Below are 25,661 nucleotides of genomic sequence, written 5' to 3' on the forward strand. Positions count from 1 at the left end.
AGTTATTCAGCCAAAATTTATTTAAAAATTATAGGAGGGATTAAATAAAATTGATTTAAACGCGATTACTGCCTAATCAAACTGTTCTACAATTCTTTTAAAATCAGGCTCATTATACCATTTTTGCAAGGAAGCCTGACGATGTGCTTCTCTGATTCTGGTTTTGAATTCGGCTACAATTCCATTCGAAAGGATAAAATTTACAGCTTGTTCGAAAGAATTGAACATACTTTTATAGAACAATTCTTGTTTTATGACATTCTCTGCGGAGAAAGCCTGCGCAATTTCAATATTATAAAGCATGACATCCGCAATTACAAAAGGATCTACTCCTAATAGTATAAAATGCTTGATGTATTTTTGAGCTACAGAACGTCTCATTTTTGGCTTTTTTCTTTTACCTGTAGTTTTAACAGGAAAGTATTCATTAGCAATTTTGAGTTTGCATTCCTGCAATAGTGTTTCTTCTTTCGGATTAAACACGAAATTGTAATACACTTTTACCGGACTGAACTTTTCATACAATTCGAGGATTTGCTCTTCTAGTTGCTCTTTATTGAGTTCATTTAAATATTTTTTTAAATCTCGCTTGCTCATTTTCAAAGTTTAAGAATACAAAAGTAATTTACTTTGTTAAGGAATGGCTCTAAAATCAATGTTATTACTTAATTTTGTCTTTTATTTTAAGGATTTTATGAGGTATCGTTAGTTTCACAAATACTTCTTAATACTTAATTCTTTGTACTTTATAATATTTAACTTTCTCCCTATGCTCAAGATTTTTAAGATTACCGCCATTTTAGAAGGAATTTCTTATTTGGTTTTATTTTCTAATATGCTTTTTGTTAAGCCAAATCATATTGAATTGTATAAAACATTGTTGTATCCAATCGGTATGAGTCATGGCATATTATTTATGGGCTATGTTTTGTTGGCTTTTTTGTTGAAAAGTGCCCAAAACTGGGATTTTAAAAATTTCAGCTTTATATTAATTGCTTCAGTATTGCCTTTTGGAACTTTTTATGTTGAAAAAAAATATTTGTAAAAGATGAGCAAACTCATTCATTTCATTTTTAGTTTCCTCTACCCCGTTTTCAGACATTGGGGTTTGAGTCGAAGTTTTGCGACTTATTTGAGTTTGTTTTTTAATACAATTGTGCTTTGCTTTTTGGCCTACGGTTTATATGTAGTTTTCCGATTTATATTGGTAACCATAATGGCGATTGTTGCCCAAAGAACCAAAACTAAGTTTGATGATTTGTTGGTTACCAATAAAACAGCCAAATATATTGCCTACTTAGTTCCATTATTTTTTGTCTTTAAATCAGTTCCTGTAATATTGGATAAATTTGAATATTGGGAAGGTGTTTTTGGAAAATTAGTGGGGATTTACATCGTCCTGTTGATTTTATGGATCATTAGAACCGTATTTAATTCTTTGAGAGATTATCTAAAACTGATTCCGAGATACAGCGATAAACCCATCGATAGCTTCATTCAGGTTATTATGATTGTGCTGTGGATGTTTGGAATCACGGTAATTATATCCAAATTATTTGATATAAATCAAAGTGAACTTTTAACCATTCTTGGGGCTGTTTCGGCTGTGATTATCTTGGTTTTTAGAGATACTATTTTAGGCTTTGTGGCGAGTGTTCAAGTGGCGATAAACGATATGGTACGTATTGGCGACTGGATTACCATGGATCGTTATGGAGCCGATGGAGATGTGATCGAAATTAATCTGGCTACCGTAAAAGTTCGAAATTTTGACAATACCACAACTACGATTCCTACCTATAGTTTAAGTTCTGATTCCTTTCAAAACTGGAGAGGAATGCTCAACTCTGACGGAAGACGTATCAAGAGACACATTATTATTAAAGCCAGCAGTATTCGGTTCTTACAGGATCAAGAACTCATTAATTTAAAAAGAATAGATCTTTTGAGTGCTTATATTGACCTTCGAAAAACTGAAGTGGACAATTACAATCGCAGCCATAAAATTGATAAAAGTATCGCTATAAATGGCCGAAATTTGACTAATTTAGGTCTTTTTCGAAAATACATTACGGAATACCTGCAACAGTATCCGGGGTTAAACAAAGATATGATAATGCTCTGCAGGCAATTACAACCCACTCCTTACGGTGTTCCCCTTGAAGTGTATGCTTTTTCTAAAGACAAGCGTTTTGAAAATTATGAATACATCATGTCTGATATATTCGACCATATCTTTGCATCGGTTCCCTATTTTGATTTAGAAATTTTTGTAATGCCTTCTGAAACTATTGTAAAACCATAAACCTAGAATCTGCTATCTAAGTTAGCTCAATAAACAAAAAATGGAAGGAGAAAAGAATTTAGAAAAGTTACTCAAAACAATGAAACCTTCTCACAATGTTGGAGATTATGTTTTTTGTGCGGTAGATGATATAGCTGCCTTGAATAACAGTGATATTGTTATGTTTTTCAGAGAAACAGAAAGATTTACGATTATAATCAAAAAAGAATTGGCAGACAGTCTCAAACTGGAATATTCTTTTGTGGCCTCTTGGATTACTCTAACTGTATATTCATCACTTGAAGCAGTTGGATTAACAGCGGCATTTTCTAAAGCATTATCACAGGAAGGTATTAGTTGTAATGTTGTTGCGGCATTCTATCACGATCATATTTTCGTAAGTAAAAAAGATACCGATAAGGCTATGGAAATTCTTAATCATTTTGCGAAATAAACATTGAGATAAGATTCTTAAAATCTCGTAAATCTGTTAAATCCGTATTCAATTGGCACGCAGATTTAACAGATTTTCGCAGATTTTCAACTCTTGTTCCTGATCTTAGTCACTCAGAATCTTAGTGTCTAAGCGACTTTTTTTAGACCATTCTATTTTTAACATATTCAATTTCGGTTTTTCCGTGTGCTTTTGGTTTACCATCATCGCCTAAACTCACCATGGTAGTGTTGTCTATAGTGATGATTGTCTCACGGGTCATCATGTTTCGTGCTTCGCATTTTAACACTAATGAAGTGTTTCCAAATTTAACAACATCAATCCCAATTTCGATAATATCGCCTTGTTTAGCCGAGCTTCTAAAATTAATTTCAGACATGTGTTTGGTAACGATTCTGGAGTTTTCTAATTGTATAATGGTGTACAATGCTAATTCTTCGTCAATCCAAGCCAATAATTTCCCACCAAATAAGGTGCCATTCGGGTTTAAGTCTTCTGGTTTTACCCATTTTCTAGTATGAAATCGCATATTTTTTTATTTAATAATGCTAATTTAAGACATTGCTAACAGTAATTTTCATAAATTTAAAGAAAAAAGAAAGATGAATCAGAGAGATATTTTAATAAAAGAAATTCGAGGGGAATCATTGGGAAATGTGAACAATCAATCATCCTCAGATGAGTTATTTCAAAATGAAGTGCTTAGACCTATTTTAAAATTACAAAACGATTTGTTTATTGCTTCTTTTTTAAATTATATCAGCAAGTATAAAAGAGATTTTTATTCTAAAACTGTCGAAAACAAATTGGCGGTTATAGAAAATGCTATTCAAAAAGACATTAAGTTTAGAAATGCCTTAAAAGGGATGATCATTGGGTTATTTACTACCGATGAATATGAACTTTATATTCAAAACTCCTCCAATCTCAACAAAAGAATGATGAATTTATTGATCGAAAGATTAAAAAGTCAAGTGCAATTATTTGATATTGAGGTGGAGTGAAATATTTTTTAACATAGGAGTCATATAAGTTAATAGAAGCTAACTTATATGACTTATATGGTTAAATTTTTTTGTTTATTTTTAATTAGCTACATTTTTACTCGAAACATAAAAATCCTTGTTCACTTCTACTTTTTCAATTTTATAAAGACAGGTAAATTCATTCCATTCTGATTTTGGATTCAAAGTAACCTCTGTTCCATTCAGCGATACCTTTACAGGCATATCAAAACCAGCGACGGTATTTGTCCAACGGTATTTCAGTGAATTTTCTTGAAATGTATATTCTAAAGTTGGAATTCGAATATCTCGCAAATATTGATTGAAGAATGGATTCAAGTCCATGCCTACTTGTTGACTTAAATAATCTTCAATTTGTTTAGTCGTAACCGTTTGATGGTAGAAAGTGCTATTCAAACCTCTCAATATAGTTCTCCATTTTTCATCGTTATTTACAATTTGTCTTAGTGTATGCAACATATTAGAGCCTTTGTAATACATATCGCTAGATCCTTCATTGTTAACATCGTAATGTCCGATAATGGGTTTGTCGTTTTGAATATTTTTTCTTAATCCTCTTTCGTATTCAAAACCTGCATCTTTTCCATAGTAGTACTCTACAAAAAGACTTTCAGAATAATTGGTAAAACTCTCGTGAATCCACATGTCGGCAATATCTTTGTAGGTAATATTATTGGCAAACCATTCGTGTCCCGATTCGTGAACAATAATAAAATCAAATTTTAATCCCCAACCCGTTCCGCTTAAATCGTGTCCCAAATAACCATTTTGATAACCGTTCCCGTATGTTACAGAACTTTGATGTTCCATTCCTAAATAGGGAGCCTCTACCAGTTTGTAGCTGTCTTCATAAAAAGGATAAGGGCCAAACCAATATTCAAAAGCTTTCAACATTCTTGGGACCTCTTTGAATTGTTCTTTGGCTTTCGCTAAATTGTCTCTCAAAACATAATAAGTACAATCCAAATCACCTTTTTCTCCTTTATATTTTTCTAAAAAAGTTACATAATCGCCAATATTGACATTTACCCCATAATTGTTTATCGGATTTTTGACTACCCAAGTATAGGTTTTGGTACCGTCTTTTAGATTTTTTACATTTTGCAAGCGCCCATTGGAAACATCCGTTAATTTTTCAGGGACATTTACGCTAATTTTCATTCCTTCCACTTCATCATACATGTGATCTTTGTTCGGCCACCAAATACTGGCTCCCAACCCTTGACAGGAAGAAGCAATAAAATCTTTCTCGTTAGTGTCTTTTCTCCAAGTTAATCCACCATCCCACGGTGGTCTAACAGCTACTTTTGGTTTACCATGATAAAAGACTTTTACCTCTTTTATGGCTCCTATATTTTGTTTTGAAGCCAATGTTATGAAAAAGACATTACCTTCTCTTTTGTATTTTAATGCAACACCATCTTGAGTAACTTTGGTAATCTCCATCGGATTTTGCAAGTCAATTTGCATTACATTATAAGGTTGCAATACTTTATATTGAATAGCGTTAGATCCTGTAATTGTGCTATCTGCAGGATTTACTTTTACGTCCAAGTTATAATGCTTTACATCCCACCACACTCTTTCCTTAGTGATACTACCTCTTAAAGAATCTTGTCGAGTAAATACAACATCCGATTTGGCAAGTAGACCTTGTGCTTGAATTCCATTAGAGATTAAAAATGCAATCAATAATAGTTTTAGATACTTCTTCATGTGTTGATAATTTTCTTCCAAAACTACATACTTTTTTTGATTTTTTATTATCAAAAAGAAGCTATTTCAGTTTTCAGTCGCAGTTCTCAGTACATCTATTGCGACTGAAAACTGCGACTAAAAGCTGAAAACTTTTTTTATTTCTGACGGCTTTTCAAAACATCAATCACATCATTCAATTGAAAACCTTTGGCTTGCAGCAAGATTAAGTAATGAAAAAGTAAATCGGCACTTTCGCTAAGGAACAAATCATCGTTATCATCTTTGGCTTCGATCACGACTTCTATTGCTTCCTCCCCTACTTTTTGGGCAATTTTGTTGATTCCCAATTTAAATAAGGAAGCCACATAACTTTTTTCAGTCCCGACGCCTCGGGAGGCATTTTCTCTTCGAGTTTTGATGGTGTCTTCAAGATTGGAAATAAAACCATATTCTTGTTTGTTTTCGGTTGCCCAACAAGTATCGGTTCCTTTGTGGCACGTTGGCCCTACTGGTTTTACTTGAATCAGTAATGTATCGTTATCACAGTCGTTTTTGATGTCAACCAGATTCAAAAAATTACCACTTTCTTCACCTTTCGTCCAAAGTCTTTGCTTAGAACGGCTGTAGAAAGTCACTTTTTGAGTGTCAATTGTTTTTTGATAGGCTTCGGCATTCATATACCCCAACATCAAAACGTTTTTGGTCTCACTATCTTGAATGATGGCAGGAATTAACCCATGTGCGCTTTTTGAAAAATCTATTTCCATTTTTATAATTTTGTAATTGAAAAATAAAAGATTGAAGGTTGTCTAGTCTGATTTTCTTCTCTCTTTTTTCTATATTCTGACTTCTATATTGTTATTTTTAAGTTCTTTTTTTAATGCTTTAATTTCGATTTCTTTAAAATGAAATACGCTTGCCGCCAATGCTGCATCTGCTTTTCCGTCAATAAAAGTATTTACAAAATGCTGTATAGTTCCTGCCCCACCGGAAGCAATTATTGGAATATTAACCAATTGTGACAATTTTGCCAAAGCTTCATTGGCAAATCCATTTTTGGTACCGTCGTTATCCATCGAGGTAAAAAGAATTTCTCCTGCGCCTCTTTCCTCTACTTCTTTTGCCCAATCAAATAAATTCAATTCGGTTGGCACCTTCCCTCCTACCAAATGAACTATCCATTGACCGTCAATTTGTTTGGCATCTATAGCGACCACTACACATTGACTTCCAAATTTTTGTGCCAAATCATTAATCAATTGCGGATTTTTTACTGCAGACGAATTAATAGAAACCTTATCCGCTCCATTTTGCAGCAAAACCTCTACATCTTCAACAGTTGATATCCCTCCACCTACAGTAAACGGAATATTGATCGTCGATGCAACTTTTCGAACCAAATCTACCAAGGTTTTTCTGCGTTCTTCGGTTGCAGAGATATCGAGGAAAACCAATTCATCGGCTCCCTCATCCGAATAGATTTTGGCCAATTCCACAGGATCGCCCGCATCACGCAAATCTACGAAATTAACGCCTTTTACGGTTCTTCCGTTTTTAATATCGAGACAGGGTATTATTCTTTTTGTTAACATAATTTCTGTTTATTGTTGGTTGTTTTACGTTTATGGTTCGTGGTTTTACGACTACAAACCATCAACAATAAACTATAAACCAATTATATAATTTTCCAATTGTTTCAACGAAATTCTACCTTCGTAAATGGCTTTCCCAATGATGGTTCCTTCACACCCCAATTCGGCTAATTTTGGCAATTCATCAAATGTTGAAATTCCACCAGAAGCGATTAATTTTATATCTTGGGCTTCCGCTAAAATTTTAGCATACAAATCAAAACTAGGTCCTTCCAGCATTCCATCTTTGGCAATATCGGTGCAAATTACGTACTGGATTCCTTTGTTTTGATAGTCTTGAATAAATGGAACCAAATCTTCATTGGAATCTTCCAACCAACCCGAAATAGCTACTTTTTCATTATTGGCATCGGCTCCCAAAATGATCTTATCTGAACCGTATTCGGCAATCCATTTTTCAAAAACCGCTCTGTTTTTCACGGCAATGCTACCGCCTGTGATTTGGTTTGCACCACTTTCAAAAGCAATTTTCAAATCGGCATCCGATTTCAATCCACCACCGAAATCAATTTTCAGTTTGGTTTGCGTGGCAATTTGTTCTAATATTTTATAATTGACAATTTTGCTGGATTTCGCACCATCCAAATCTACCAAATGCAAGTATTCGATTCCATGGGCTTCGAATGATTTTGCTACTTCAAGCGGGTTTTCATTGTATATGATTTTGGTATTGTAATCGCCTTTGGACAAGCGAACACATTTTCCTTCTATAATATCTATTGCGGGGATTATTCTCATTGAGATTTATGATTGAAGATTAACGATTGTTGATTTTTGATTTAAAACTGCCATTGAAATTGCTACTTTATAATTTCAAAAAATTACCAAGGATTTGCTCTCCAATATCACCGCTTTTTTCAGGGTGAAATTGTGTTCCGTAGAAGTTGTTATTTTCTAAAGCCGAAGAATAGGCCACTTCATAATCAGTGGTTGCGATGGTTTCTTTGCAAATAGGCGCGTAAAAACTATGGACCAAATACATATATTCGTTCTCGGATATTCCTTTGAACAAATCTGATTTTAGGTTATAAATGGTATTCCAGCCCATTTGGGGAACTTTTACTTTTGAAGAAAACTTGATAACATCCACGTCAAAAATGCCCAATCCTTCCGTGTTTCCTTCTTCCGATTTGTTGCACATCAATTGCATACCCAAACATATCCCGAAAACGGGTTGTTTCAGCGTTGGAATCAAAACGTCCAAACCACTTTGTTTAAGCATTCTCATCGCATAACTCGCCTCGCCTACTCCCGGGAAAATCACTTTATCAGCTGACTTTATTTCCTCAGGATCATTACTCAAAATCGCTTTGAATCCCAATCTTTCGATGGCAAACATGATGCTTTGAATGTTTCCTGCTCCGTAATTTATGATTACTATTTTCATTAATTTTTGTTTCAAGTTTAAGGTTTAAAGTTTCAAGTTCCCTAAGACAACCTGAAACTTTAAACTTTAAACAATTTTACAACATTCCCTTCGTACTCGGTAAAATCATCTTCTCGGTATCGCGTTTTACGGCTACTTTTATCGCTTTTGCAAAAGCTTTAAAGATGGCTTCAATTTTGTGGTGTTCGTTAGTTCCTTCCGCTTTGATGTTGATGTTAGCTTTTGCCCCATCCGAAAATGATTTAAAAAAATGGTAAAACATCTCTGTTGGCATTTTACCTACCATTTCACGTTTGAATTCAGTTTCCCAAACCAACCAATTTCTACCACCAAAATCAATGGCTACTTGCGATAGGCAGTCATCCATTGGCAAACAAAAACCATAACGCTCAATGCCTAACTTATTTCCTAAAGCTTTGGCAAAAACCTCTCCCAATGCAATTGCGGTATCTTCGATAGTATGATGTTCATCAACTTCTAAATCTCCTTTCACCAAAATTTCCAAGTCCATTTGGCCGTGGCGTGCAATTTGGTCGAGCATGTGGTCAAAAAAAGCAATTCCGGTTTCGATTTTGCTTTTTCCAGTTCCGTCAAGATTTAAGTTGATATAAATATCAGTTTCATTGGTTTTTCTGGAAATAGTTGCCGAACGTGCTTCGAGTTTCAAAAACTCATAAATGGCTTTCCAATCGGTAGATTGCAAGATGATTACTTCGTCTAATGCTGATCTCTTTGCAACAATTTCAGTGCTACCAGCACCTTCAGAGGTATTCATGAAAATAGCTTTTGCTCCTAAGTTTTTGGCTAACTCTACATCGGTCAAACGGTCTCCTAAAACAAATGAGTTCGCTAAATCATACTCCGGATTGTCGATATATTTGGTTAGCATTCCTGTTCTTGGTTTACGGGTTGGCGCATTGTCTTCCGGAAGAGAATGATCTATAAAAATATCATCAAAAAGAACGCCTTCGTTTTCAAAAGCTCGCAAGATAAAGTTTTGTGTTGGCCAAAAGGTGTCTTCTGGAAAACTGTCTGTTCCTAAGCCGTCTTGATTGGTTACCATAACCAATTCATAATCCATTTCATTGGCGATTTTAGCCAAATATTGAAAAGCTTTTGGGTAAAATTCTAATTTTTCTAAACTGTCTAATTGATATCCTTCCGGTTCTAAAACGATTGTTCCGTCACGATCTATAAAAAGTACTTTTTTCATTTTTTATTTTTTTTATTAAACCCGACGGGTTTTAGAAACCCGTCGGGTTTAATGCGTCGATTAATTTTTTATTTTCTTCTTCTGTTCCAATAGTCAAACGCAAACAATTATCGCATAGCGGTTGTGTTGTTCTGTTACGGATTACGATTCCTTTGGCTATCAATTCGTCATATCTTTTATTGGCATCATCAACCTTAATCAAGATAAAGTTAGCTTCAGTAGGATAAATTTTTTCTACATATTTAACATGAAGTAAAACTTTAAGTAATGCTGACCTTTGTTCTATAATTGATTTAATTTCAGAGGCAATAGCTTTAGTATTATCCAGTCGTTCCAAAGCTCTGTTTTGTGATAACTCATTCACGTTATAGGGTGGCTTTATTTTATTCAAAACCGAGATGATTTCTGCGGAAGCATAACAAATTCCCAATCGAATTCCGGCTAAACCATACGCTTTTGAAAGTGTTTGAGTGATAATCAAATTTGGATATTGTTCTAATTTTCGCAACCAACTTTCTTTTTCAGAAAAGTCAATATAAGCTTCATCAATAACGATTAGACCGTTAAAATGTTCTAGCAAGATAGTTACACTTTCTTCCGAAAATGAATTCCCTGTTGGATTATTGGGAGAGCACAAAAAGATCATTTTTGTGTTGTCGTCAATGGCGCCAAAGATTTTCTCTATTTGAGGCTGAAAATCGGTTGAAAGTAATATCTCTCTGTTTTCAACGGCATTAATATTAGCCAAAACACCATACATTCCGTAAGTTGGTGGTAACGTAATCACATTATCTACTTTGGGCTCACAGAACGCTCTGAAAATCAAATCCAGTACCTCATCACTCCCGTTTCCTAACAGCATTTGGTTTGGATTTACTTTGTTTTGCTTCGCCAATATACTTTTTACCGAAGCTTGTTGTGGATCAGGATAACGGTTTACCCCATTATTGAACGGATTTTCATTGGCATCCAAAAAAACCATATCGGCGGTGTCAAAATCCTCAAATTCATCTCTGGCAGACGAATAGGGCTTTAAAACCTTAACGTTCTCACGAACTAAACTATCTAAATTAAAACTATTGATCATTTTTAAGTGCTTTTAATCGTAATGTAACTGCATTTTTGTGGGCTTGTAATCCTTCTGCTTCTGCCATTATTTCAATAGCTGAACCTATTTTTTGTATCCCAATTGGAGAGATTTTCTGAAAAGTCATTGCTTTGGTAAAACTATCAAGGTTCACTCCGCTGTAATTTTTGGCATAACCATTCGTAGGCAAAGTATGATTGGTTCCAGAGGCATAATCCCCAGCGCTTTCCGGAGTGTAATTCCCAATAAAAACGGAACCTGCATTGGCAATATTGTCTATGTAAAAAGCTTCGTCTTGGGTGCAAATAATAAAATGCTCCGGACCGTATTCATTAATTAATTCTAAAGCGATGGTGTCATTCTCGACAAATATCAATTTTGAATTGGCAATGGCTTTTTCTGCAATAGCTTTTCTTGGAAGGACATCCAATTGTGTTTGAATTTCTTTTTCAACCTCATCAATCAATTCTTTTGAAGTTGAAACCAAAATCACTTGGCTATCAGTTCCGTGTTCGGCTTGAGACAATAAATCGGAAGCTACAAAAGCAGAAACGGCAGTATCATCAGCCACAATCAACAATTCGGATGGACCTGCAGGCATATCGATAGCAACACCAAACTGAGTCGCCAATTGTTTAGCCACCGTTACAAATTGGTTTCCGGGTCCAAATATTTTATACACTTTTGGAATGGTAACCGTTCCAAAAGTCATTCCGGCAATGGCTTGAATACCTCCTATTTTTAAAATTTTGGTAACACCACACAAATAAGCTGCATATAAAATAGCAGGATTGATATTTCCATTTTTATCTGGAGGCGAACACAAAACTATTTCGCTGCAACCTGCAAGATTTGCTGGTACCGCCAGCATCAATACGGTTGAGAACAACGGAGCAGTGCCACCAGGAATGTATAAACCAATTTTTTGAATTGGTCTTTTTTCCTGCCAGCAGTTGACTCCTTCGATGGTTTCCACTACAACGCGATTTGTTTTTTGGGCTGCGTGGAATTTTTCGATATTTGATTTTGCCAATTGAATCGCTTGTTTTAACTCATTGGAAATAGTTGCAATAGCTGTCGCTATTTCGGTTTGGGAAACTTCTAAATCAGGAACTGAAACCCCATCAAAAAGCGAAGTATATTTTGCAACAGCAAAATCACCTTTTGACTGTACTTCCTTAAAAATCCCTTTTACAGTTGCTTCTATATCATCAACTGTTTTAGTTGGTCTTTCTAAAATTGCAGACCAAGTTTCTGGTTTTGGATTGTAAATTTTGTTCATTTTTACCCCCTAGCCCCCTAAAGGGGGAATTGCTACAGGAGAGGTAGCCTGTATTTTATAATATTTCTATGTTTCAAATTTTAATAAGATAGTTCAATTCCCCTTTAGGGGTTAGGGGCTTAAAGTACCATTTTCTCAATTGGGCAAACTAAAATTCCTTCGGCACCAACCTCTTTCAGTTTATCAATGACTTCCCAAAAAGTATCTTTGTCAATTACCGAGTGCACACTGCTCCATCCTTCTTGTGCCAATGGCAAAACAGTTAAGCTTCTCAATACGGGAAGAATCTTGCCAACTGCTTCGATTTTGTCATTTGGAATATTCATCAAAATGTATTTTGATTTTCTGGCTCTTAATACCGATTCTATTCTGAATTTTAAGGTGTCAATTATTTTTTGAGATTCAGGGCTTACTTTTGGTGAAACCGCCAATACCGCTTCGCTTTTAAAAATAACTTCAACTTCTTTTAAATTATTTTTAAATAAAGTACTTCCGCTAGATACGATATCTACAATTGCATCAGCCAAACCTATATTGGGAGCAATTTCTACCGAACCTGATATTTGATGAATGTCTACAGTAAGACCTAAAGAACCAAAATAATCATTAACCGTATTAGGATAAGACGTAGCGATACGCAATCCGTTTAAATCATTGATAGAATTGTATTTGAAAGCTTTAGGAACGGCTACTGAAACTTTACATTTTGAAAAACCTAATTTTTGAATTACTTCAATGTTTTTCCCTTTTTCAACTAATAAATTATCTCCAACAATAGCAATATCTACAACTCCATCAATTAAATATTGGGGAATATCTGAATTTCGTAAATACAAAACCTCTAAAGGAAAATTGGAAGCTTCTGCTTTTAATTGATCTATTCCATTATCAATTGAGATGCCTGCGTCTTTTAGGATTTGAATGCTTTCTTCGTTTAAACGTCCTGATTTTTGAATTGCAATTTTTAGTGTACTCATTTTAGTTTTTTTTTTAGTTTTTTAGTTTAGAATAAGGTCTGAGTACAAATTTTAGGCAATAAAAAACCCGTTTGATGTACTCAAACGGGTTTTAAAATATGATGATTTACATGCATACCATTAACACATCGCTTGAGAGCAATTATGAGAATGATGATGATGTAATTGAATTGATAACATAACTTTATATATTTAGATAACTCTTTGTTTCTTTTGCAAATATAGAGGATAAATCAATTACAATCCTATTTTTATTTTAACGTTTGGCTATTTATTTGTTAAATTAAAAACCACAAAATGAATTGATTTGCCAAATTATCAGGCAAAGAATTGATTTTTGACAAGTGTTTGTTGAAAAAACAAAAAACACCTATTAATATTGCTTTTTGTACATTATTAACAGGTGTTTCAACCAACTTCAAAAATAATTATAAGTAATCTATTAATTCAAAACTGCTTCCAAAGAAGGTCCGGCAGTGACTAAGCGTTTTCCTTCTTCTGTATCTGTGTATTGTTCAAAGTTTTTAATATAACGTTCTGATAAATCTTTTGCTTTACTTTCCCATTCATCAGTATTTTTATAAGTATCTCTTGGATCAAGGATTCCTTCGCTAACATTTGTTAATGCAGTTGGGATAGTCAAATTCAAGAAAGGAATTGTTTTTGTTTCGGCAGCATCGATTTCACTGTTGATAATAGCATCAATGATGGCTCTTGTGTTTTTAAGAGATATTCTTTTTCCTGTTCCGTTCCAACCTGTGTTTACCAAGTATGCTTTTGCTCCGTGTTCTTTCATTTTTCCAATTAATGTTTTAGAATACATTGTTGGGTGTAATGTTAAGAAAGCTTCACCGAATGCTGGAGAGAATGATGGTTCTGGTGCAGTAATTCCTCTTTCGGTTCCTGCTAATTTAGAAGTATATCCGCATAAGAAGTGGTATTGAGCTTGATCTTCATCCAAGATAGACACTGGAGGCAATACTCCAAAGGCATCAGCTGAAAGATAAATGATTTTACTTGCGTGTCCAGCTTTAGAGGGCAATACAATTTTGTTAATGTGATAAATTGGGTAAGAAACTCTAGAGTTTTCAGTGATTGAGTGATCGTAGTAATCAATTTCTCCGTACTCATCAACGATAACATTTTCTAACAATGCGTCTCTTTTGATCGCTCTCCAGATATCTGGTTCATTATCTTCAGACAAGTCAATTACTTTGGCATAACAACCACCTTCGTAGTTAAATACTCCATTGTTATCCCATCCGTGCTCATCATCACCAATTAAGTATCTTTTTGGATCGGCAGAAAGGGTAGTTTTTCCTGTTCCAGAAAGCCCGAAGAATACTGCAACATCACCTTTTTCACCAACATTGGCAGAACAGTGCATGGAAGCCATTCCTTTTAGAGGTAAGTAGTAGTTCATCATTGCGAACATCCCTTTTTTCATTTCACCACCGTACCATGTTCCACCAATGATTTGAACTTTTTCGGTAAGGTTGAACATTACAAAGTTCTCAGAATTTAAACCTTGTTCTTTCCAATTTGGATTTACTGTTTTTGAACCATTCATTACGATGAAATCTGGCTCTCCAAAGTTTTCCAATTCATAAATGGAAGGTCTAATGAACATATTGGTTACAAAGTGGGCTTGCCATGCCACTTCCATCACAAAACGTACTTTTAATCGTGTATCTTTATTAGTTCCGCAAAAAGCATCGACAACATACAATTTTGGTGAAGTTGAAAGCTGTTTTAACACCAATGCTTTTAAATCATCCCATATTTGAATTGTAGTTGGGAAATTTACTTTATCATCCCAATAAATAGTGTCTTTTGAAACAGCATCTTTAACTATATATCTATCTTTTGGAGAGCGGCCTGTAAATATTCCTGTTTTTACCGCTACTGCACCAGTATCTGTCAAAGCCCCTTTTTCGTATCCTTTTCTTTTATGTGAAACTTCGGCTTGGTATAATTCTTCATAAGAAGGATTGTATACTACTTCATGGTAACCTGTAATCCCAAGATTGTGTAATTCCTGAATAATTTTGATGTTTTTCATGACTTTTAATTTATATATTTTGGTTATTTTTTCTATTCAAATTTAGGAATGATAATCCCGAAAAAACCTGATTTTTATCATGTTTGAATATAAATTCACGCAAACGTTTTCGTGTTTCACGGGGCTTGACGAGTTTTTTTACTTTTATAAATTATATGAATAAAAAAGGATAATTTTATCAAACATGATTTTTATCATAAGAAATTATTGCATGAAATCATTCCTTTACACTATTGTATAACAATTAAAATATACTATTATGTTCGATTGGTTTAGAATATTGTTTACTCCCACCGAAACGCCGGAGATGACACAGTCGTTAATTGTGCTATTTATGGCCATTAGCATAGGATTTTTTGCAGGAAAACTCAAAATAGGCAATATATCACTGGGTGTATCTGCAGTAATGTTCGTAGGCCTCTTTTTAGGTCATTTGGGCTATGGCATGAATGCGGAATTAATTCAATTCGTACGGGAATTTGGTTTAATTCTATTTGTTTACGGTATCGGTATTCAAGTAGGACCAACTTTCTTTTCTTCGTTCAAAAAGGAAGGGTTGGTTTTTAATGCTTTAGGAGTTGGAACTGTTTTTTTGGGTGGAATCATTACCTATTTCATTCACATATTAGCCAATATTAAAGTTGAAAATGCCGTTGGATTAATGTCGGGTTCGGTCACAAATACCCCAGGATTAGGAGCTGCTAAATCGACTCTCCTTGAAATTCAAAAACAATTAAATTTACCTTTGGACCACTTTTCTGATCCTGCTATTGCTTATGCCATTACTTATCCTATTGGCGTTTTCGGGATTATCATTATGATTATTTTAGCCAAAAACTTTCTAAAAATTGATTTGTCTAATGAAGTTGTTTTACTCCATAAAAAAAACAAAGAGGCTGAAAACAAAATCATCCGCCAAAAATGCAGAGTTACCAAATCCGAAGTTATTGGAAAAACATTCAAACAGGTATTCAAAGAATTCAACATTGAGCATGTAATTATCTCCAGACAAAAACAAAGCGGAACAAAAGTGGTGTATTCTCCTTCATTAGATTCAATTATAAAAGACAAAGACGTTTTGATGGTTGTGGCTAAGCAACAAGATGTTGATAAATTCGTGAATCTTGTCGGAAAAATTTCAACTGATTTATTCATAGAATCCGAAGATGATGTTACTACAAAAATCATAAGTGTTACCAAAAAAACAGCTACCCATAAAACATTGGCGCAATTGGATTTGTATAACCAATATGATGTAAAAGTAACTCGCGTGATTCGTTCCGGATTAGAAATCTTAGCTCAGCCTTCACTCGAGCTTTATTATGGGGATACTTTAATGGTAGTTGGTAGTAGGCCATCCATTCATGAAGCTGAAAAAATTATCGGAAATTCAACAAAAATATTATTAGAGCCTGATTTTCTTTCTCTCTTCGGAGGATTGATTTTTGGGGTTATTATTGGCTCAATTCCTATTATGATACCTTCTTTGCCCGTTCCTCTAAAATTAGGATTGGCAGCAGGACCGCTTTTGGCCGCTTTATTTATCAGTAGATATGGAGGAGTTGGCGTAATTCATTCCTATATCAATAACGGCGCCATTCATTTCATGAAAGATTTCGGGATTTGTTTATTCTTTGCTGCTGTGGGGATTAAAGCCGGTCATGGTTTTACTGATAACTTCGTCGCAAATGACGGATGGATGTTGATCTATTATGGTTGTTTTATCACTTTTGTCCCTTTGATTCTATTGGTATTGATTAGCCGATTTGTGTTTAAACTGAATTTTTATCAAATGGTAGGTATTATGAGTGGTTCATATACCGATCCTGCTGCCTTGGCCTTTAGCACTAAATATTTAGATTCAGACATTCCGAATCAATCATACGCTACGGTTTATCCTTTGGTTACCATCAGTAGAATATTGGTAGCACAATTGCTTATTTTGCTATTTGCGAGTTGATGTTATATCTGTTTAGTTCAATTAAAAAGAGGCTGTCTAAATTTAATAGACAGCCTCTTTTTATATTTAAAATTTAATTTTAAGTCTGTAATTAATACTTCAAAAGTGCTTTTAACTCCTTTTCAAATCGACCTTTCGGCAAATATTGATCTTCCAAGGCTTCATCACGAATAAAATAATTTAATAATTGATTCTAAAATGGACTAAAAATTCAATTTTATTGCTGTTGTTTTGTTGCTGCCAAAACAATTTCCCTAATGTTTACACCTTGCGGTTGGCTGTAAGCATATAAAATAGCATTAGCTACATCATTAGGATCTAATACGCCACCCATTTCCTCTTTCCATACGCCATATCCCTCTTTAATTGCTTCAGAAGTAGTATGTGATAGCAATTCGGTTTCAACGGCACCTGGAGCAATAGTTATCATACGAACATTAAAACTGGCTGCTTCTTCCCGTGCATTTTCAGTTATGGCGTGCACCCCAAATTTAGTCCCGCAATAGGCTGCATGATTGGGGAAGGTTTTTCTGCCGGCAATAGAACTGATATTGATAATTGTTCCGTGTTTTCTTTCCTTCATTTGGGGTAATACGGCTTGCATTCCGTTTAGTAAGCCCAAAATATTTACGTCAAACATCTGTTTCCATTCTTTAGGATCTTGAGTCGCAATATCTCCAAGCAACATCATCCCAGCATTGTTGACAATAGCGTCAGCAAGACCATAAAGCATTTCTGCTTCGATAACGGCAGCTTTAAAGGAATCGTAATCGGTAATATCCACTTTTTTGCAAAGGGTATCAGGTAAACCCAAAGCTTCGATTTTCTCTATTCTTCTAGCCAATAACAACAAAGGGTGTCCTTGGGATGAAAATAATTTTGCTGTAGCAGCACCAATTCCAGAACTGGCTCCGGTAATAATAACTAAAGATTTATGATACTTTTTCATTATGATGTATATTTGTATATATTTATATGACCACAAAGGTAGCGCTCTTGTAATTGGAGTCAAAATACTATTTTTGAATACCTATCATACATAATAATTATGGATATAAGAATATTAAAGTTTTTTGTTGCCGTTTATGAACAAAAAAATCTGACCCGAGCCGCAGAACAGTGTTTTGTTTCCCAACCTAACATTTCAAACGGAATAAAACAACTCGAGCAAGAATTAGGAAAAGAACTCTTTAGTCGTCACAAAAGAGGGGTTGCCTCCAAAGAAGCCGCACATTATTTATATCCGATTGCCAAACGGATATTGGGCGATTTAGCCTCCTTGTCTGATTTATTTTTGCATGAAAAATTCAAACAGAAAATTTGTATTGGTGTCGCACAAGACCTTCCTCAAGAATTTAAGAGTCATTTTTTTAAGAAAGTATCCCAAAATATCGAGTTATTAGAATGGGATATTCGCCCAATTGGAAGAGATTGTGAAATTAACCTGTTGGTACGGGAATGGAAATATGAGGAGGATTTGTTCCTTTCCCTCTGGCATGAAGACTATGTTTTATGCATTCCGGATAATCATGCTTTGCTAGAAAAAGAAATCATTGAGTTGAGTGATTTGGCCGATGAAGCCTTCATTCATTGTCCTCCTTGTGAGGCACATCAGCAATCCTTATCTATCTTGAACAGTTCCGGAAGTAAATGGAATACTGTTGCCAATTGCGCCACCAAAACCGAAGTACTGACGCTCTTGATGGCTGGCTTGGGAATCACGTTTCTTCCGGAATCTTTCGCTAAACCCTGGAAAGGCTTCCAAATAAAAACCTATAACGGTCCTAAATACTACAGAGAAATAGGACTTTCTTACCCCAAGGAAAGTCTAAGTAATCCTGCTATTTCCCAACTGATCGCCCTTTTTTCCAAATAGTGTATAATTAAACAGCCTCACGAAATCGCGAGGCTGTTTAATTCTATTAATGATTAATTATCGTTTAATACTCCAAAAGTGCTTTCAGCTCCTTTTCAAATCGGCCTTTCGGCAAATATTGATCTTCTAACGCTTTTGTAAACGGAATGGGAGAGTCTAAACTCGCCACACGTTTTACCGGTGCATCTAGATACTGGAAACAATTTTCCATAATCAATGCCGAAATATCGCTAGCAATACCACCAAACATTGAATCTTCTTGGTAAATAATTACCCTTCCAGTTTTCTTAACGGAAGCAAAAATAGCTTCAGTATCTAAAGGTTGTAAGGTTCTTAAATCCAACACATCGGCTTTGATTTCAGGTTTTTTGGCTAAGGTATCCAAAGCCCAATGTACTGCTGCTCCAAAAGAAATAATAGTTACATCATTTCCTTCTCTTAGCAAAGCTGCTTTTCCTAATGGTAAAGTATAGTAGTCAGTAGGAACATCTTGCGAAAAGCTTCTGTACAGTTGTTTGTGTTCGAAGAATAATACAGGATTCGGGTCATTGATGGAAGCATTCAATAAACCTTTTGCATCGTATGGAAATGCTGGGTAAACGACTTTTAATCCAGGTGTTTTGGTAAACCATGCCTCATTGGTTTGCGAATGGAAAGGTCCTGCTTGGGTACCTCCACCACATGGCATACGAACTACTACGTCTGCTTTTTCTAACCAACGGTAATGTGATTTTGCTAGTAAATTCACAATTGGATTGAAACCTGTCGAAACAAAATCAGCAAATTGCATCTCTACAATGGCTTTGTATCCATTAATAGACAATCCCATACCCGCAGAAACCACAGCACTTTCGCAAATAGGTGTATTACGCACACGTCCTTTCCCAAATTGTGCCACAAAACCATCTGTAATTTTAAAAGCACCACCATATTCTGCAATGTCTTGCCCCATGATAACCGAGTTTTCATGTCGTTCCATCGATTGACGCAAACTGCTGGAAATAGCATCTATAAAACGAATATTTTCAGTTGCTGCAGAAGGATGAATTACTTCGTGTGTGTACGGTTTGTAGACATCATTTAGTTCTTCTTCGTAAGTGGCTTCGATTTCGGGCTCGGCATTGGCAATAGCCAAACTATCGTCAATATCCTTTTTGATTTCCTGACGTAATTTTTCATCATATTCAGCCGTAAGAATATTATTTTGTGTCAGATAGTTTCTGTAATTGTCCACTGGATCTTTTGCAGCCCACATATCCATCAATTCCTGAGGAACATATTTGGTACCACTCGCTTCCTCATGGCCACGCATTCTAAAAGTTTTAAACTCCAATAAAACAGGACGTGGATTTTCAATCATAGAAGCTTTCAATTCAGACAATAAATTATAAACTTCTAATAGGTTGTTTCCATCAACAATATGACTTTCAATACCATAACCCACTCCTTTGTCAGCTAAGTTTTCACAACGATATTGCTCGTTTGTAGGTGTAGATAAACCATAACCATTATTTTCAATGATAAACATAACCGGTAATTCCCAAACGGCAGCAATATTTAAAGCTTCATGAAAATCACCTTCACTAGTTGCTCCTTCACCAGTAAAAACGGCTGTTACTTTTCCGTTCTTTTTTAATTTATTGGCTAATGCTATTCCGTCTGCAACTCCCAATTGAGGCCCCAGATGCGAAATCATTCCGATAATTTTATATTGTTGTGTTCCAAAATGGAAACTACGGTCTCTACCTTTGGTAAAACCATTGGCTTTGCCCTGCCATTGTGAAAATAAACGATACAAAGGAATGTCTCTTCCTGTAAAAACACCTAAATTTCTATGCATTGGCAAAATATATTCATCGGTATCTAAAACCGCTGTAACACCTACAGAAATGGCTTCTTGCCCAATTCCTGAAAACCATTTGGATACTTTTCCTTGGCGAATAAGGATCAGCATTTTTTCCTCAATTAATCTTGGCTTGAGTATTCTTCTATATAAATCTAGTAATTTCTCGTTGGAAAGGTTTTTTCTGTCAAAATTCATTTTTTTCTTTTTTATTGAATAGCTCAAAGATAAAAAAATATAACAGGTTTGATGTTTTTTGTTATATTTTTTTAATTTGTTGATAATTTATAAAACGGCTAATTAAAATTATTCTATATATTTGTGCTTAAGAAGTTTTTTTAAGCTTCGAAAGTATTAAATATAGACATACTATGCAAAACATTCCTAGTGTTAACTTGCGTGATTTCCTTTCGGACGACCCGAAACGTAAACAAAAATTTGTAAATGAAATCGGAAGTGCATTTGAAGACATTGGCTTCGTAGCGCTCAAAGGGCATTTTTTAAACGATCAATTGGTTGAGGAATTGTATGGAGAAATTAGAAATTTCTTCGCATTACCATTAGAAACCAAAAAAGGTTATGAAATTCCAGGAATTGGAGGACAAAGAGGGTATGTTTCTTTTGGAACTGAACATGCCAAAGGCAGAAAAGAAGGGGATTTAAAAGAGTTTTGGCATTTTGGACAGTATGTGGACAAAGATTCCAAATACGCTTCAGAATACCCTGAAAATGTTGAGGTAAAAGAGTTGCTTCGTTTTAATGTTGTAGGTAAAGAGGCCTATCAAATGCTAGAAAAAACGGGAGTTTATGTTCTGAGAGCATTGGCATTGCATCTTGGTTTGGATGAGTTTTATTTTGATGAATATGCCAAAGACGGTAATTCTATCTTAAGACCAATTCATTACCCACCTATTACAACTGAACCTGAGAATGCCATTCGTGCAGCGGCACATGGAGACATCAACTTGATTACTTTGTTGATGGGGGCTCAAGGCAAAGGATTACAAGTTCAGAATCATGATGGAGATTGGATTGATGCTGTTGCAGAACCAGATGAATTGGTAATTAATGTGGGAGATATGTTGTCTCGTCATACCAATAACAAACTGAAATCTACGATTCATCAAGTGGTAAATCCACCTAGAGAATTATGGGGAACTTCACGTTATTCTATCCCGTTTTTTATGCATCCAGTTAGTGATATGAAATTGGATTGTTTGGAAAATTGCATCGATGCTGAAAACCCTAAAAAATTCGAGGATATTACCGCAGGAGACTATTTATACGAACGTTTAGTTGACTTAGGTTTAATTAAAAAATAATTCTTATTTTTATAATGTAAAAAAGATGTCAAGTTCGCTTGATGTCTTTTTGTTTTTATAGAAATTAAAATCTGCGTCATCTGCGTTCAAAAAACAAACAAAAAATGGATTTAAAAGACCAATTAAAGCACCTTTTTCCGGATCACGAGGTATCACCAGAAGAAGAAATTGAAAAAGAAGCGCACGAATTATACGTTCAAAAAGAACCTATGATTTGTAAATTCGAAAAAAGAAAAGGTAAAGCAACAACTATAATTGAAGGATACGAAGGCACTGATGAGGATTTTAAAATTCTAGCCAAAGAAATTAAAACGAAATTGAGCGTTGGCGGGACTTTTAAAGATGATTCGATTATCATTCAAGGAGATTATCGTGATAAAATCATGACCATTTTAAAAGAAAAAGGTTTTAAAGTAAAACGTGTTGGAGGATAGAAAAGGTTTAAGGTTTAAAGTTGTTGAAACGTCGAACAACTTTAAACCTTAAACAAAAATTAAACTTTAAACAAATTAAACAAATAATGGCTATACAACAATCTGAATTAATACTCAATCCTGACGGGAGTGTGTATCATCTTAATTTGAAACCAGAACATATTGCTCACGATATTATTTTTGTGGGGGATCAAGATCGGGTGGAGAAAATCACCAAACACTTCGATTCAATTGAATTTTCGACCCAAAAAAGAGAATTCAAAACCCAAACAGGTATTTATAAAGGCAAACGTTTAACCGTTATGTCGACGGGTATTGGCCCAGATAATATTGATATTGTTATCAATGAACTGGATGCGCTTGTCAATATTGATTTGGAAACCAGAAAACCAAAAGAAAAACTCACCTCTTTAAATATTATCCGAATAGGAACTTCAGGCTCTTTGCATGCCGATATTCCTGTGGATAGTTTTGTATTGTCAAAATTTGGATTAGGGCTCGATAATATGCTCCGCTCCTACTTGATTGATGCCTTTTCTAATATTGAAATGGAAAATGCTTTTGTCGAACACACCAATTGGGATTTGCGCAAAGGTAAACCGTATGCAATTTCATGCTCCGAAAAACTGGAGAAAATAATCGAAAGCGACAAAATACACAAAGGAATCACTGTAACTGCTGGAGGGTTTTATGGCCCACAAGGGAGGGTTTTGCGTTTGGATATTCAAGATGGCAACTTAAATTCTAAAATGGATAATTTTCTTTTTGAAGGCAATAAAATTACCAACCTTGAAATGGAAACGGCAGCTATTTATGGACTTTCAGCACTTTTAGGACATCATGCTTTGTCCTTGAATGCAATTATTGCCAATCGCGCTTCGGGAACTTTTAGCGAAGATCCATATAAAGCCGTGGATGAATTGATAGCGTATACATTAAATAAACTTTCAAATAGTATCTAAATGCAAAATGCAACCTTAAAATTTGAGCAATTGCTTGACGAAAATGCTATTTATTTTCCAACTATTGATAATGCGGCTTTAGAAGCAAAAAATTCTGGCAAATGGTCTAAAAAAGAGATTTTAGGGCATTTAGTAGATTCGGCGATTCATAATTTAGTTCGTTTTACAGAAATAAATTACCTCGAAAAGCCTTATCATCACAGACCTTATAGCCAGAATGATTTAGTTAATTTGAATCAATATCAAACAATGGATAGTAACGAATTAATACCGCTTTGGCTTTCATTAAATAAGCAAATTGTTAGGGTTTTCAAAGGTGTTGATGAAAAAGCACTCGATTATCAAATTATCATGAATGATCAATCGGTAATTGATTTAAAATTTCTAATGACTGATTATGTTGAGCATTTAGAATATCACATCAATCAAATTAAAGCTTAGAAATGACTTTACGATTCACCAGACATACCAACAACTTAGAAAAAACAGAAGATTTTTATATCAATATTCTGGGTTTTGAACGTCTGGGAGGCTTTCAAAATCATAACAATTATGATGGCATTTTTATCGGGAAACCTGATTTAGATTGGCATTTTGAATTTACGGAATCAAATTATAAAGCCAATCATCATTTTGATGAAGATGATGTTGTAGTTCTTTATCCAAGTACTATTTTAGAGTACAATAACCTGCTAGATAGTATTTAAAATAACAATATCTCAATAATTACTTCAAAAAACCCGTATTGGAATGAAAACGGGAAAATGGTTCTTGACCCAGATGGTTTCCGGATTGTTATTTCGCCTTTAAAGGCAAAAGCATGATAATTGAAACCAATCGTTTATATCAAATATTAAAACAATGAATATACTTCTAGAAACAGAACGCCTTATTTTAAGAGAAATAGTGCCTACAGATGAAATGGCTTTATTTCTTTTAGACAACAACCCAAACGTACATCAATACTTAGGAAATAACACAGTTTCTTCAATCGAGGAAAGCCGTAAGTACATTGATCACGTAAGAAACCAATATGCTCAAAATGGTATTGGACGATTTGCGGTGGTTTTAAAGGAAACCAATGAAATGATTGGTTGGTCTGGAATAAAATTCATCACAGAGCCAGAGAATAATCATGTCAATTTTTATGAAATTGGGTATCGACTCATGGAAGAACATTGGGGAAAAGGATATGGCTTTGAATCGGCCAAGGCTTGGCTTGACTATGGATTCAACCAAATGAAGATTCAAAAAATGTATGCTTCTGCCAATAAAGAAAACGCTGGTTCCATAAAAATCCTTAAAAAAATAGGAATGCAACAGGTTTCAGAATTTGATTGGAACGGTATTCCTTGTTACTGGTTTGAAATGGAAAACAAATAGATTATGGCAACCGATTTAACCTCCAAAGAGGAATTAGCACAACAGCTTCGCGAATTAGACATTACTAATTGGGATGATGTATTACTTCACGTCAAAAATATTCCCTATGGTCGAAATTCGAATCGGGAAGATTTGTCTTTGGTTTTAAAAGAAAACAAAGGCAGTTGCAGTTCTAAACATGCTTTTTTGAAAGAAATTGCCAGTCAAAATAACATTCCAAACGTTCAGCTGATTATCGGAATCTATAAAATGAAAGAATCCAATACTAAAATTGGAACCATTCTTTCCGAGAATACGATCTATTATATTCCAGAAGCACATTGCTATCTGAATATAAATGGCGAGAGATTGGATTACACAACGGGATCTTCCAATTTTGAAAAAATAAAAAATGATTTACTTGAAGAAATTGAGATTGAACCCTATCAAGTTGGAGAGTTCAAAATCAAATACCATCAGGATTTTATAAAAAAATGGTTGTCCGACTCAAATGCGACTATAACTTTTGATCAATTGTGGGCTGTTCGAGAGCAATGTATTGCTTATCTATCAATTTAATTACTTGTGAATTAGTGCTTTTGTTCCGATGTTTTTTTAAGGGCAGAATTAATTATATAAGGGTTATATTTGCATTTTGAAAAATACTACGATGAAAATAATTCTTACGGGTGCTACAGGTGTTTTAAGTAATGGTTAAAATTTAATGTCGTATTTTGTACCAATATTATTCAGCACAAAGTTTAATTTTTCTTTGAGGCTT

The 25,661-nt window shown here is 34.7% G+C and carries 28 protein-coding genes; 14 read left to right on the forward strand and 14 right to left on the reverse strand.

Features of this window, described 5'->3' with window-relative positions; genetic code table 11:
• Positions 1-72: 72 nt before the first annotated feature.
• The gene (locus tag DB891_RS10050) at positions 73-597 is read right to left on the reverse strand and encodes a DUF6155 family protein (RefSeq protein ID WP_116763110.1); all 525 of its coding nucleotides are present in this window, start codon (positions 595-597) and stop codon (positions 73-75) included.
• A gap of 172 nt (positions 598-769) precedes the next feature.
• Here DB891_RS10050 and DB891_RS10055 point away from each other — a divergent pair, with 172 nt between their 5' ends.
• From DB891_RS10055 to DB891_RS10065, 3 genes are read left to right on the forward strand one after another with little or no spacing between them, the layout of a single operon-like run.
• Positions 770-1,045, forward strand: coding sequence for a DUF3817 domain-containing protein (locus tag DB891_RS10055; protein WP_116763112.1), 276 nt, complete (start codon positions 770-772; stop codon positions 1,043-1,045).
• Positions 1,046-1,048: 3 nt separating this feature from the next.
• The gene (locus DB891_RS10060; RefSeq protein ID WP_116763114.1) at positions 1,049-2,305 is read left to right on the forward strand and encodes a mechanosensitive ion channel family protein; all 1,257 of its coding nucleotides are present in this window, start codon (positions 1,049-1,051) and stop codon (positions 2,303-2,305) included.
• 40 nt (positions 2,306-2,345) lie between these two features.
• The gene (locus tag DB891_RS10065; protein ID WP_116763116.1) at positions 2,346-2,738 is read left to right on the forward strand and encodes an ACT domain-containing protein; all 393 of its coding nucleotides are present in this window, start codon (positions 2,346-2,348) and stop codon (positions 2,736-2,738) included.
• A 142-nt stretch (positions 2,739-2,880) separates the two neighbouring features.
• Here the strand turns inward: DB891_RS10065 and DB891_RS10070 are convergent, their stop codons facing one another.
• The gene (locus DB891_RS10070) at positions 2,881-3,267 is read right to left on the reverse strand and encodes an acyl-CoA thioesterase (RefSeq protein ID WP_116763119.1); all 387 of its coding nucleotides are present in this window, start codon (positions 3,265-3,267) and stop codon (positions 2,881-2,883) included.
• A 73-nt stretch (positions 3,268-3,340) separates the two neighbouring features.
• Here DB891_RS10070 and DB891_RS10075 point away from each other — a divergent pair, with 73 nt between their 5' ends.
• The gene (locus DB891_RS10075; RefSeq protein WP_116763121.1) at positions 3,341-3,742 is read left to right on the forward strand and encodes a glyoxalase; all 402 of its coding nucleotides are present in this window, start codon (positions 3,341-3,343) and stop codon (positions 3,740-3,742) included.
• Positions 3,743-3,823: 81 nt separating this feature from the next.
• Here the strand turns inward: DB891_RS10075 and DB891_RS10080 are convergent, their stop codons facing one another.
• From DB891_RS10080 to pckA, 10 genes are all read right to left on the reverse strand, one after another.
• On the reverse strand, positions 3,824-5,479 hold the full coding sequence (locus DB891_RS10080) for a M1 family metallopeptidase (protein ID WP_116763171.1): 1,656 nt from the start codon (positions 5,477-5,479) through the stop codon (positions 3,824-3,826).
• A gap of 137 nt (positions 5,480-5,616) precedes the next feature.
• The gene (gene hisIE / locus DB891_RS10085; RefSeq protein WP_116763123.1) at positions 5,617-6,228 is read right to left on the reverse strand and encodes a bifunctional phosphoribosyl-AMP cyclohydrolase/phosphoribosyl-ATP diphosphatase HisIE; all 612 of its coding nucleotides are present in this window, start codon (positions 6,226-6,228) and stop codon (positions 5,617-5,619) included.
• A gap of 69 nt (positions 6,229-6,297) precedes the next feature.
• Positions 6,298-7,053 carry an imidazole glycerol phosphate synthase subunit HisF gene (hisF, locus tag DB891_RS10090; protein WP_116763125.1) on the reverse strand — a complete coding sequence of 252 codons (756 nt, stop codon included), beginning with the start codon at positions 7,051-7,053 and terminating at the stop codon, positions 6,298-6,300.
• A 72-nt stretch (positions 7,054-7,125) separates the two neighbouring features.
• Positions 7,126-7,851 (reverse strand): 1-(5-phosphoribosyl)-5-[(5-phosphoribosylamino)methylideneamino]imidazole-4-carboxamide isomerase, encoded by a 726-nt coding sequence (gene hisA, locus DB891_RS10095; RefSeq protein ID WP_116763127.1) that lies wholly within the window; start codon positions 7,849-7,851, stop codon positions 7,126-7,128.
• A 67-nt stretch (positions 7,852-7,918) separates the two neighbouring features.
• Entirely contained in the window at positions 7,919-8,500 is a 582-nt protein-coding gene (hisH, locus tag DB891_RS10100) for an imidazole glycerol phosphate synthase subunit HisH (protein ID WP_116763129.1), read from the reverse strand.
• A gap of 76 nt (positions 8,501-8,576) precedes the next feature.
• On the reverse strand, positions 8,577-9,713 hold the full coding sequence (hisB, locus tag DB891_RS10105; RefSeq protein WP_116763131.1) for a bifunctional histidinol-phosphatase/imidazoleglycerol-phosphate dehydratase HisB: 1,137 nt from the start codon (positions 9,711-9,713) through the stop codon (positions 8,577-8,579).
• Positions 9,714-9,744: 31 nt separating this feature from the next.
• Positions 9,745-10,800: a histidinol-phosphate transaminase gene (gene hisC / locus DB891_RS10110; RefSeq protein ID WP_189337134.1), complete on the reverse strand. Its 1,056-nt coding sequence runs from the start codon at positions 10,798-10,800 to the stop codon at positions 9,745-9,747.
• Positions 10,790-12,082 (reverse strand): histidinol dehydrogenase, encoded by a 1,293-nt coding sequence (hisD, locus tag DB891_RS10115; RefSeq protein WP_116763133.1) that lies wholly within the window; start codon positions 12,080-12,082, stop codon positions 10,790-10,792. Before hisD ends, hisC begins: the two co-directional genes overlap by 11 nt.
• A gap of 119 nt (positions 12,083-12,201) precedes the next feature.
• Positions 12,202-13,059, reverse strand: a complete 858-nt coding sequence (gene hisG, locus DB891_RS10120) for an ATP phosphoribosyltransferase (protein ID WP_116763136.1) — start codon at positions 13,057-13,059, stop codon at positions 12,202-12,204.
• Between the two features lie 442 nt (positions 13,060-13,501).
• The gene (pckA, locus tag DB891_RS10125) at positions 13,502-15,121 is read right to left on the reverse strand and encodes a phosphoenolpyruvate carboxykinase (ATP) (RefSeq protein WP_116763138.1); all 1,620 of its coding nucleotides are present in this window, start codon (positions 15,119-15,121) and stop codon (positions 13,502-13,504) included.
• A 259-nt stretch (positions 15,122-15,380) separates the two neighbouring features.
• On the opposite strand from pckA, the gene DB891_RS10130 reads away from it, so the two are divergent.
• Positions 15,381-17,081: a putative transporter gene (locus tag DB891_RS10130; protein WP_116763140.1), complete on the forward strand. Its 1,701-nt coding sequence runs from the start codon at positions 15,381-15,383 to the stop codon at positions 17,079-17,081.
• Positions 17,082-17,298: 217 nt separating this feature from the next.
• On the opposite strand, the gene DB891_RS10135 is transcribed toward DB891_RS10130, so the two are convergent.
• Positions 17,299-18,030 carry an SDR family oxidoreductase gene (locus tag DB891_RS10135; RefSeq protein ID WP_116763142.1) on the reverse strand — a complete coding sequence of 244 codons (732 nt, stop codon included), beginning with the start codon at positions 18,028-18,030 and terminating at the stop codon, positions 17,299-17,301.
• Between the two features lie 99 nt (positions 18,031-18,129).
• Here DB891_RS10135 and DB891_RS10140 point away from each other — a divergent pair, with 99 nt between their 5' ends.
• Positions 18,130-18,957 (forward strand): LysR family transcriptional regulator, encoded by an 828-nt coding sequence (locus DB891_RS10140; RefSeq protein ID WP_116763144.1) that lies wholly within the window; start codon positions 18,130-18,132, stop codon positions 18,955-18,957.
• A gap of 64 nt (positions 18,958-19,021) precedes the next feature.
• Here DB891_RS10140 and DB891_RS10145 read toward each other — a convergent pair whose 3' ends face one another.
• Positions 19,022-20,998 carry an alpha-ketoacid dehydrogenase subunit alpha/beta gene (locus tag DB891_RS10145; RefSeq protein ID WP_116763146.1) on the reverse strand — a complete coding sequence of 659 codons (1,977 nt, stop codon included), beginning with the start codon at positions 20,996-20,998 and terminating at the stop codon, positions 19,022-19,024.
• 173 nt (positions 20,999-21,171) lie between these two features.
• Here DB891_RS10145 and DB891_RS10150 point away from each other — a divergent pair, with 173 nt between their 5' ends.
• The 8 genes from DB891_RS10150 to DB891_RS10180 all read left to right on the forward strand — a co-directional run bounded on the left by DB891_RS10150 (position 21,172) and on the right by DB891_RS10180 (position 25,459).
• Entirely contained in the window at positions 21,172-22,122 is a 951-nt protein-coding gene (locus tag DB891_RS10150; protein WP_116763148.1) for an isopenicillin N synthase family dioxygenase, read from the forward strand.
• Between the two features lie 104 nt (positions 22,123-22,226).
• On the forward strand, positions 22,227-22,556 hold the full coding sequence (locus tag DB891_RS10155; RefSeq protein ID WP_116763150.1) for a translation initiation factor: 330 nt from the start codon (positions 22,227-22,229) through the stop codon (positions 22,554-22,556).
• An 86-nt stretch (positions 22,557-22,642) separates the two neighbouring features.
• On the forward strand, positions 22,643-23,518 hold the full coding sequence (locus DB891_RS10160; protein ID WP_116763152.1) for a nucleoside phosphorylase: 876 nt from the start codon (positions 22,643-22,645) through the stop codon (positions 23,516-23,518).
• A complete protein-coding gene (locus tag DB891_RS10165) occupies positions 23,519-23,959 on the forward strand; it encodes a DinB family protein (RefSeq protein WP_116763154.1) in 441 nt (146 codons plus the stop codon).
• A gap of 2 nt (positions 23,960-23,961) precedes the next feature.
• A complete protein-coding gene (locus tag DB891_RS10170) occupies positions 23,962-24,225 on the forward strand; it encodes a hypothetical protein (RefSeq protein ID WP_223256087.1) in 264 nt (87 codons plus the stop codon).
• Between the two features lie 18 nt (positions 24,226-24,243).
• Positions 24,244-24,342 (forward strand): hypothetical protein, encoded by a 99-nt coding sequence (locus DB891_RS17980; RefSeq protein ID WP_394335993.1) that lies wholly within the window; start codon positions 24,244-24,246, stop codon positions 24,340-24,342.
• Positions 24,343-24,379: 37 nt separating this feature from the next.
• A complete protein-coding gene (locus tag DB891_RS10175) occupies positions 24,380-24,901 on the forward strand; it encodes a GNAT family N-acetyltransferase (protein WP_116763156.1) in 522 nt (173 codons plus the stop codon).
• Positions 24,902-24,904: 3 nt separating this feature from the next.
• A complete protein-coding gene (locus DB891_RS10180; RefSeq protein WP_223256088.1) occupies positions 24,905-25,459 on the forward strand; it encodes a hypothetical protein in 555 nt (184 codons plus the stop codon).
• The last annotated feature ends 202 nt before the right edge of the window (positions 25,460-25,661 follow it).

The sequence above is a fragment of the Flavobacterium laiguense genome, assembly GCF_003097655.1.
GTDB classification, from domain to species: Bacteria; Bacteroidota; Bacteroidia; order Flavobacteriales; family Flavobacteriaceae; genus Flavobacterium; species Flavobacterium laiguense.

Coding starts and splice junctions, on each gene's coding strand:
- DB891_RS10060 (WP_116763114.1), top strand. CDS start 1,049: ATGAGCAAACTCATTCATTTCATTTTTAGTTTCCTCTACCCCGTTTTC.
- DB891_RS10065 (WP_116763116.1), top strand. CDS start 2,346: ATGGAAGGAGAAAAGAATTTAGAAAAGTTACTCAAAACAATGAAACCT.
- DB891_RS10055 (WP_116763112.1), top strand. CDS start 770: ATGCTCAAGATTTTTAAGATTACCGCCATTTTAGAAGGAATTTCTTAT.
- DB891_RS10160 (WP_116763152.1), top strand. CDS start 22,643: ATGGCTATACAACAATCTGAATTAATACTCAATCCTGACGGGAGTGTG.
- DB891_RS10175 (WP_116763156.1), top strand. CDS start 24,380: ATGAATATACTTCTAGAAACAGAACGCCTTATTTTAAGAGAAATAGTG.
- pckA (WP_116763138.1), bottom strand. CDS start 15,121: ATGAAAAACATCAAAATTATTCAGGAATTACACAATCTTGGGATTACA.
- DB891_RS10170 (WP_223256087.1), top strand. CDS start 23,962: ATGACTTTACGATTCACCAGACATACCAACAACTTAGAAAAAACAGAA.
- hisH (WP_116763129.1), bottom strand. CDS start 8,500: ATGAAAATAGTAATCATAAATTACGGAGCAGGAAACATTCAAAGCATC.
- DB891_RS10080 (WP_116763171.1), bottom strand. CDS start 5,479: ATGAAGAAGTATCTAAAACTATTATTGATTGCATTTTTAATCTCTAAT.
- hisIE (WP_116763123.1), bottom strand. CDS start 6,228: ATGGAAATAGATTTTTCAAAAAGCGCACATGGGTTAATTCCTGCCATC.
- DB891_RS10150 (WP_116763148.1), top strand. CDS start 21,172: ATGCAAAACATTCCTAGTGTTAACTTGCGTGATTTCCTTTCGGACGAC.
- DB891_RS10165 (WP_116763154.1), top strand. CDS start 23,519: ATGCAAAATGCAACCTTAAAATTTGAGCAATTGCTTGACGAAAATGCT.
- DB891_RS10075 (WP_116763121.1), top strand. CDS start 3,341: ATGAATCAGAGAGATATTTTAATAAAAGAAATTCGAGGGGAATCATTG.
- DB891_RS10145 (WP_116763146.1), bottom strand. CDS start 20,998: ATGAATTTTGACAGAAAAAACCTTTCCAACGAGAAATTACTAGATTTA.
- DB891_RS10140 (WP_116763144.1), top strand. CDS start 18,130: ATGGATATAAGAATATTAAAGTTTTTTGTTGCCGTTTATGAACAAAAA.
- hisD (WP_116763133.1), bottom strand. CDS start 12,082: ATGAACAAAATTTACAATCCAAAACCAGAAACTTGGTCTGCAATTTTA.
- hisC (WP_189337134.1), bottom strand. CDS start 10,800: ATGATCAATAGTTTTAATTTAGATAGTTTAGTTCGTGAGAACGTTAAG.
- hisA (WP_116763127.1), bottom strand. CDS start 7,851: ATGAGAATAATCCCCGCAATAGATATTATAGAAGGAAAATGTGTTCGC.
- DB891_RS10135 (WP_116763142.1), bottom strand. CDS start 18,030: ATGAAAAAGTATCATAAATCTTTAGTTATTATTACCGGAGCCAGTTCT.
- hisF (WP_116763125.1), bottom strand. CDS start 7,053: ATGTTAACAAAAAGAATAATACCCTGTCTCGATATTAAAAACGGAAGA.
- DB891_RS10130 (WP_116763140.1), top strand. CDS start 15,381: ATGTTCGATTGGTTTAGAATATTGTTTACTCCCACCGAAACGCCGGAG.
- DB891_RS10070 (WP_116763119.1), bottom strand. CDS start 3,267: ATGCGATTTCATACTAGAAAATGGGTAAAACCAGAAGACTTAAACCCG.
- DB891_RS10180 (WP_223256088.1), top strand. CDS start 24,905: ATGGCAACCGATTTAACCTCCAAAGAGGAATTAGCACAACAGCTTCGC.
- hisG (WP_116763136.1), bottom strand. CDS start 13,059: ATGAGTACACTAAAAATTGCAATTCAAAAATCAGGACGTTTAAACGAA.
- DB891_RS10050 (WP_116763110.1), bottom strand. CDS start 597: ATGAGCAAGCGAGATTTAAAAAAATATTTAAATGAACTCAATAAAGAG.
- hisB (WP_116763131.1), bottom strand. CDS start 9,713: ATGAAAAAAGTACTTTTTATAGATCGTGACGGAACAATCGTTTTAGAA.
- DB891_RS10155 (WP_116763150.1), top strand. CDS start 22,227: ATGGATTTAAAAGACCAATTAAAGCACCTTTTTCCGGATCACGAGGTA.